The 6688-nt window shown below is 65.8% G+C and carries 6 protein-coding genes and 1 pseudogene; all 7 read right to left on the bottom strand.

The annotated features are described in order from the left end of the window. A partial coding sequence (locus P3W97_RS10350) for a class II fructose-bisphosphate aldolase (RefSeq protein ID WP_300846455.1) occupies positions 1 to 152 on the bottom strand: 152 nt, incomplete at its 3' end. Between the two features lie 29 nt (positions 153 to 181). Further along, entirely contained in the window at positions 182 to 1387 is a 1206-nt protein-coding gene (locus tag P3W97_RS10345) for a phosphoglycerate kinase (protein ID WP_300846453.1), read from the bottom strand. 83 nt (positions 1388 to 1470) lie between these two features. Next, positions 1471 to 2493, bottom strand: coding sequence for a type I glyceraldehyde-3-phosphate dehydrogenase (gene gap, locus P3W97_RS10340; protein ID WP_300846451.1), 1023 nt, complete (start codon positions 2491 to 2493; stop codon positions 1471 to 1473). 66 nt (positions 2494 to 2559) lie between these two features. Further along, complete coding sequence (gene gph, locus P3W97_RS10335; RefSeq protein ID WP_300846449.1) at positions 2560 to 3279, bottom strand: phosphoglycolate phosphatase; 720 nt, start codon at positions 3277 to 3279, stop codon at positions 2560 to 2562. Then, the gene (gene tkt, locus P3W97_RS10330) at positions 3276 to 5312 is read right to left on the bottom strand and encodes a transketolase (RefSeq protein WP_300846447.1); all 2037 of its coding nucleotides are present in this window, start codon (positions 5310 to 5312) and stop codon (positions 3276 to 3278) included. The genes gph and tkt overlap by 4 nt, the downstream gene beginning before the upstream one ends. 24 nt (positions 5313 to 5336) lie before the next feature. Beyond that, entirely contained in the window at positions 5337 to 6221 is an 885-nt protein-coding gene (locus P3W97_RS10325) for a phosphoribulokinase (protein WP_300846445.1), read from the bottom strand. A gap of 47 nt (positions 6222 to 6268) precedes the next feature. Next, positions 6269 to 6688, bottom strand: a pseudogene (locus P3W97_RS10320) (class 1 fructose-bisphosphatase); the annotation flags it as partial.

Below are 6688 nucleotides of genomic sequence, written 5' to 3'. Positions count from 1 at the left end.
GCCGAAGCCTGCAGAATGACAGGGCTGCGGGTGGCCGCTGCCGCCTGCATGATGGCGTGGATCTGCTCCATGTTGTTGACGTTAAAAGCCGGCACACCGTAGCCGTGTTCGGCAGCGTGGTCCAGCAGTTGGCGTAGGGTGATCAGGGCCATGGCGTTGTTCCTCAAACACAGGGGGGACTTCAGCCGCGCGCGCGGCGTTGCAGGACTTCGAAAGCGGGCAGCGTCTTGCCTTCCAGCACCTCCAGGAAAGCGCCGCCACCCGTGGAGATATAGCCGACATCGTTTTCGATGCCGTACTTGGCGATCGCCGCCAAGGTGTCGCCACCGCCTGCGATCGAAAACGCCTCGGAGCGGGCGATGGCTTGCGCCAGCGTGCGCGTGCCGTTCTCGAACGGGGCGAACTCGAACACCCCGACCGGGCCGTTCCAGACGATGGTGCCCGCGCTCTCCAGCAATGCGGCCAATTGCGCGGCGGTCTGCGGGCCAATGTCGAGGATCATGTCGCCCTCATCCACTTCGGCCGCGGCCTTGGCGGTGGCAGGCGCATCGGCCTTGAACTCGGGCGCGACGACCACGTCCACGGGAATCGGCACCTCGGCACCGCGCGCCTTCATCGCTTCGATGACGGCGCGGGCTTCGCCGACCAAGTCGGGCTCGGCCAGGCTCTTACCAACCGGCAGGCCTGCGGCCAGCATGAAGGTATTGGCGATGCCGCCGCCGACGATCAAGCGATCGACCTTTTGCGCCAGCGACTGCAAGATGGTGAGCTTGGTGGAGACTTTGGAGCCGGCGACGATGGCCACCAGCGGGCGGGCCGGTTGCTCCAGCGCGCGCGACAAGGCGTCGATCTCGGCGGCCAGCAGCGGCCCCGCGCAGGCCACCGGCGCATACTCGGCGATGCCATAGGTGCTGGCCTCGGCGCGGTGCGCGGTGCCAAAGGCATCGTGCACGAAGATGTCGCACAGCGCGGCCATCTTGCGCGCCAGCTCTGGGCTGTTCTTCTTCTCGCCTTTGTTCAGGCGGCAGTTTTCCAGCAGAACCACCTGGCCCGGCGCTACGGTAAAGCCGCCATCCACCCAGCGCTGGATCAACGGCACCGGCTGTCCCAGCAATTGACTGAGGCGCTCGGCCACGGGGGCGAGTGTGTCCTCGGGCTTGGGCTGACCTTCGGTCGGGCGGCCCAGGTGGGAGGTCAGCATGACGCCCGCGCCGGCCTCCAGGGCCGCGCGGATGGCCGGTACAGAGGCGCGGATACGGGTGTCTTCCGTAATGCGCGCCACACCGTCCTCAAAGGCCAGCGGCACATTCAGGTCGGCGCGGATGAAAACGCGCTTGCCCCGGGCCTGGCCCTGGGCACACAGATCGGTAAAACGAATGAAATCCATCGTTGGGGCTCCGGCTCAAACGGCCCCAGCGCATGCCGGGGCCTGGGGTGTCCTGTGGTGACGCGGGTTCAGCGCGACTGGCCTCAGAGCGAGCGACCCACCACGCGCGCCATCTCCAGGCACTTGTTCGAATAGCCCCACTCGTTGTCGTACCAAGCGACCAGCTTGACGAACGTCGGGTCGAGCTGAATGCCAGCCTCGGCGTCGAAAACGCTGGTGCAGACCTCCCCGCGGAAGTCGGTGGCCACGACCTTGTCTTCGGTGTAGCCAAGTACGCCAGCCAATCCGCCTTCGGCCACCGGCTTGGCCGCCATGGCCTTCATCGCGGCGCAGATTTCGTCATAGGTGGCGGGTTTTTCCAGTTGGCAGGTCAGGTCGACGACCGAGACATCGCTGGTGGGCACGCGAAAGGCCATGCCGGTCAGCTTTTTGTTCAAGCTCGGGATCACTTTGCCGACCGCTTTGGCCGCACCAGTCGAGCTGGGGATGATGTTCTCGAGGATGCCACGGCCGCCGCGCCAGTCCTTGTTGGATGGACCGTCGACCGTCTTTTGGGTCGCGGTGGCGGCGTGCACGGTGGTCATGAGGCCGCGCTCGATGCCCCACTGGTCGTGCACCACCTTGGCCAGCGGCGCCAAGCAGTTGGTCGTGCAGCTGGCGTTGGAGATGATGTCTTGGCCGCTGTAGCTGCCGTGATTGACGCCATAGACGAACATCGGCGTGTCGTCCTTGCTCGGCGCACTCATGATGACGCGCTTTGCGCCCGCTTGCAGATGCTTGCGCGCGCCGGCATCGTCGAGGAAGATGCCGGTGGACTCGATGACCACGTCGGCGCCGACGTCACCCCAGCGCAGGTTGGCCGGGTCGCGCTCGGCAGTCAGGCGGATGTGGCGGCCGTTGACCACGAGGGTGTTGCCTTCCACCGCCACTTCACCCTGGAAGCGGCCGTGCACGCTGTCATACTTCAGCATATAGGCCAGGTAGTCCGGCTCGAGCAGGTCGTTGATGCCGACGATCTCGATATCGCTCTGGAAATTGCGCAGGGCAGCGCGGAATACCATGCGGCCAATGCGGCCAAAACCGTTGATGCCGACGCGTATGGTCATTGTCAGTTTCTCCTCGATGGTTTTGCAAAAAATTCGGTCGTCGCCACCGCAGCGCGGGGCCTCCATTCAGTTGGGGAGCGCGAGGGCCGATAACGCTGCTGGCATGAGCGCCCCGAAGTCCGCGATCACGCGGTCGGGCGCACACGCCTCGATGGGCTCCCCCATGTTGTAGCCATAAGGCACACACCAGACGGCAATGCCGGCGTGGCGTGCCGTGGCCACGTCGATGGAAGAGTCCCCCACCAGCAGGGCGCGGCTGCGATCCACCCCGTAGCGTAACAGGCTGTCGGCCACGGCCAGGGGATTGGGCTTCTTGACGGGCAAGGTGTCGCCGCTGATAACCCGGTCGAACAGCGCGGTCAAGCCATGCGCCTGCAGCACGCGGGCGGTGTAGCGTGACTCCTTGTTGGTGACGACGACCAGCCGCACGCCCGTGGCGCGCAGGGCCTGCAGCGCCTCCACCACACGCGGGTAGGGGCGGCTGCGCGTGCCGCAGCGCAACTCGTAATGGCGCTGGAACACCGCCTCCGCTGCCGCGAAGCCCGGATCGGCACGCACGGCTTCGGCGCCACAGCCCTGGCGCGCTGCCAGGGCCTGCACCAGCAGCTCGCGCGTGCCGTGGCCGATCCAGCGTGTGACCTGCTCCAGCGACGCCGGTGGAAAGCCCAGCTCCGTCAGCGTGTCATTGACGGCGTCGGCGATCTCCGGCGCGGTCTCGACCAGCGTGCCGTCCAAGTCGAACAGCATCAGGTCGAACGGCTGTGCAGGGCGCGCCGGTGCGCTCACGCGAGCACCTCGCGCACGGCTTGCGCCACCTTCGCCGGCGTCAGGCCAAAGTACTCGTACAGTGCTGGGGCCGGGGCAGATTCGCCGAAGCGGTCAATGCCAACCACACGTCCGCGGCGCCCCACGTATTTGCGCCAAAAGTCCGGGTGTGCGGCCTCCACCGCCACCGCCGGCAGCGCTGGCGGCAGCACGGCGTCCTGGTAGGCCGTGTCTTGGCGGTCGAACACGTTGGTGCTGGGCATGGAGACGACGCGCGTCGCAATTCCTTCGGCAGCCAGCAGCTCCTGCGCCTTCAAAGCAATCGAGACTTCCGATCCGGTGGCGATGATCACGGCGCGCGCTGCGTCCATGTCCTTGAGCACATAGCCCCCGCGTGCCGCGCCGTCGGCATGCGCGCGCTGCGTCACCACTGGCAGGTTTTGCCGCGACAGACACAGCGCGGAGGGACCGTCGCGCCGCTGCACCGCCGCCGCCCACGCCACCAGCGTCTCCAGCGCGTCGGCCGGGCGCCAGACGTCCAGCTGAGGAATCAAGCGCAAGCTCGGCACATGCTCCACGCTCTGGTGCGTCGGGCCATCTTCGCCCAAGCCGATCGAGTCGTGCGTGAAGACGTGCACGACACGCTGCTTCATCAGCGCGGCCATGCGGATGGCGTTGCGGCTGTAGTCGCTGAAGGTCAAGAAGGTGCCGCCGTACGGCAGGTAGCCGCCATGCAGCGCGATGCCGTTCATGATCGCGGCCATGCCGAACTCGCGCACGCCGTAGCTGAGGTGGTTGCCCCAGCGGTCGCGCCCAGCGATCGTACAGCCCTTGAAATTGGTCAGGTTGGAGCCGGTGAGGTCGGCGCTACCGCCGAAGAATTCCGGGATCAGCGGCGCCAGCGCGTCCAGCGCCAATTGGCTGGCCTTGCGCGTGGCCACCGCGTCGGTGCGCACTGCAGCAGCGTCCAGCAGCGCGGGCAGGTGCTGCGTCAGCTCGGGCTTGAGTTCGCCGCGCATGCGGCGCTCGAACTCGGCCGCCAGCTCCGGGTGCGCCTCGGCGTAGGCAGCCAAGCGCTGGCGCCAGGCGGCTTCCGCCGCTGCGCCGCGGGCGCGTGCATCCCATGCCGCAGCGATCTCGGCCGGAATCTCGAACGGCGCATAGGGCCAGTCCAGCGCCGCGCGGGTGGCGGCAACCTCGGCCGCACCGAGCGCTGCGCCGTGCACATCGTGCGTGCCCGCTTTGTTCGGCGAGCCCTGGCCAATGACGGTCTTGCAGCAGATCAGCGTCGGTTTGCCGTCCGGGCGACGCGCCTGCGCTTTGGCCAGCCGGATCGCAGCGTCCACCGCCTCGGTGTCGTGACCGTCGACATTGCGGATCACATGCCAGCCGTAGGCCTCGAAACGGGAGGGCGTGTCGTCGGCGAACCAGCCTTCGACATGGCCGTCGATCGAGATGCCGTTGTCGTCGTAAAAGGCGATCAGCTTGGACAGGCGCAGTGTGCCGGCCAGCGAGCAGACCTCATGACTGATGCCCTCCATCATGCAGCCGTCGCCGAGGAACACGTAGGTGAAGTGGTCGACGATGGTGTGGCCGGGACGGTTGAACTCGGCGGCGAGCAGCTTTTCCGCCAACGCCATGCCGACCGCGTTGGCGATACCCTGCCCCAGCGGCCCAGTGGTGGTCTCCACACCAGGGGTGATGCCGACCTCCGGATGGCCCGGGGTCTTGCTGTGCAGCTGACGAAAGGCTTTGAGCTCCTCGATCGGCAGGTCGTAGCCGGTCAGGTGCAACAGCGCATAGATCAGCATCGAGCCATGGCCATTGGACAACACGAAACGATCGCGGTCGGCCCAGGCCGGATTTCCCGGGTTGTGCTTGAGGTGGCGGTTCCACAACACCTCAGCGATTTCGGCCATGCCCATCGGGGCTCCCGGATGGCCGCTGTTGGCCTGCTGCACGGCGTCCACCGCCAGCATGCGGATGGCGTTGGCCATGCGGCGCGCCAGATCGGGAGCCGGAGCGGCACGCTCGGGAAAGTCGCTCGAATACATAAGGTCAGTCTCCGTCGTTCAGAGTCACGCCAGGCCCAGCGCGCGCTGGCGGCGCTCCATCATGCGCCAGATGAAAGGGGTAAAAATCAACTGCATGGCAAGCTCCATTTTGCCGCCCGGCACGACGATCGTATTGGCCCGGCTCATCCATGAGCCATCGATCATCGACAGCAGGTAGGGAAAGTCGATGCCTTTGGGTTTGGCAAAACGGATGACGACCATACTTTCGTCAGCCGTGGGGATATCGCGGGCAATGAACGGATTCGAAGTATCCACCACCGGCACGCGCTGGAAGTTCACATGCGTCACCGCAAACTGCGGACAGATGTAGTTGACATAGTCGGGCATGCGGCGCAGGATGGTGTCGACCACCGCCTCCTGGCTGTATCGCCGCTCGGTCTTGTCACGGATCAGTTTCTGGATCCACTCCAGGTTGATCGAGGGGGCCACGCCGATCAGCAGATCGGGGTACTGCGCGACATTGACGCTGCCGGTCACCACCGCGCCGTGCAGGCCCTCATAAAACAGGATGTCGGTGTCCTCGGGCAGGTCCTCCCACGGCGTGAAGGTACCAGGCTCCTGGCCATACGGGGCAGCCTCCTCTTCGTTGTGCAGATACTTGCGGCTGCGCCCACGGCCGGTCTCGGCGTAGGTCTTGAAGAGGTTTTCCAGCTCTTCGAAGAGGTTGGCATCGGGCCCGAAGTGACTGAAGTGGCGGTTGCCCTTGGCCTCTTCTTCGGCCATGCGCCGGCGCATTTCCTGGCGGTCGTAGCGGTGAAAGCTGTCGCCTTCGATGATGGCGGCGCGCACCCCCTCGCGGCGGAAGATGTTCTGGAACGTGCGAGTGACGGTGGAGGTACCGGCACCGGAGGAACCAGTGATGGCAATGATTGGATGCTTGTCAGACATGGCGGGTTCTCCTCGGAACTTCTCGAATCCAGCGTGCGGCCAATGGCTTAGTCGCGAAACAACGAGCGCTCGCCAAACAGGGGGTTGTCGTCCTTGATCGGGGCCGGCTCGCGATGGTAGCGCTCGATGCGCTCGACCTCGCTCTTGCTGCCAAACACCAAGCCGATGCGCTGGTGTAAAGACGTGGGCTGCACATGCAAAATCGGCTCGCGGCCCGTGCTGGCGCGCCCGCCAGCCTGCTCCATGAGAAACCCCACCGGATTGGCCTCGTAGAGCAAGCGCAGGCGGCCTGGTTTGGTCGGGTCGCGCATGTCACGCGGGTACAGGAACACTCCGCCGCGCATCAGGATGCGGTGGGCCTCGGCGACCATACTCGCAATCCAGCGCATGTTGAAGTCTTTGCCGCGCGGACCGGTTTTACCGGCCAAACATTCGTCGACATAACGCTTGACCGGCAGCTCCCAGAA

This window comes from Tepidimonas sp., assembly GCF_029335975.1.
GTDB lineage: Bacteria > Pseudomonadota > Gammaproteobacteria > Burkholderiales > Burkholderiaceae_C > Tepidimonas.
The sequence above is the reverse complement of the archived record's forward strand: the minus strand, read 5'-3'. Positions and strand labels throughout refer to the sequence as shown.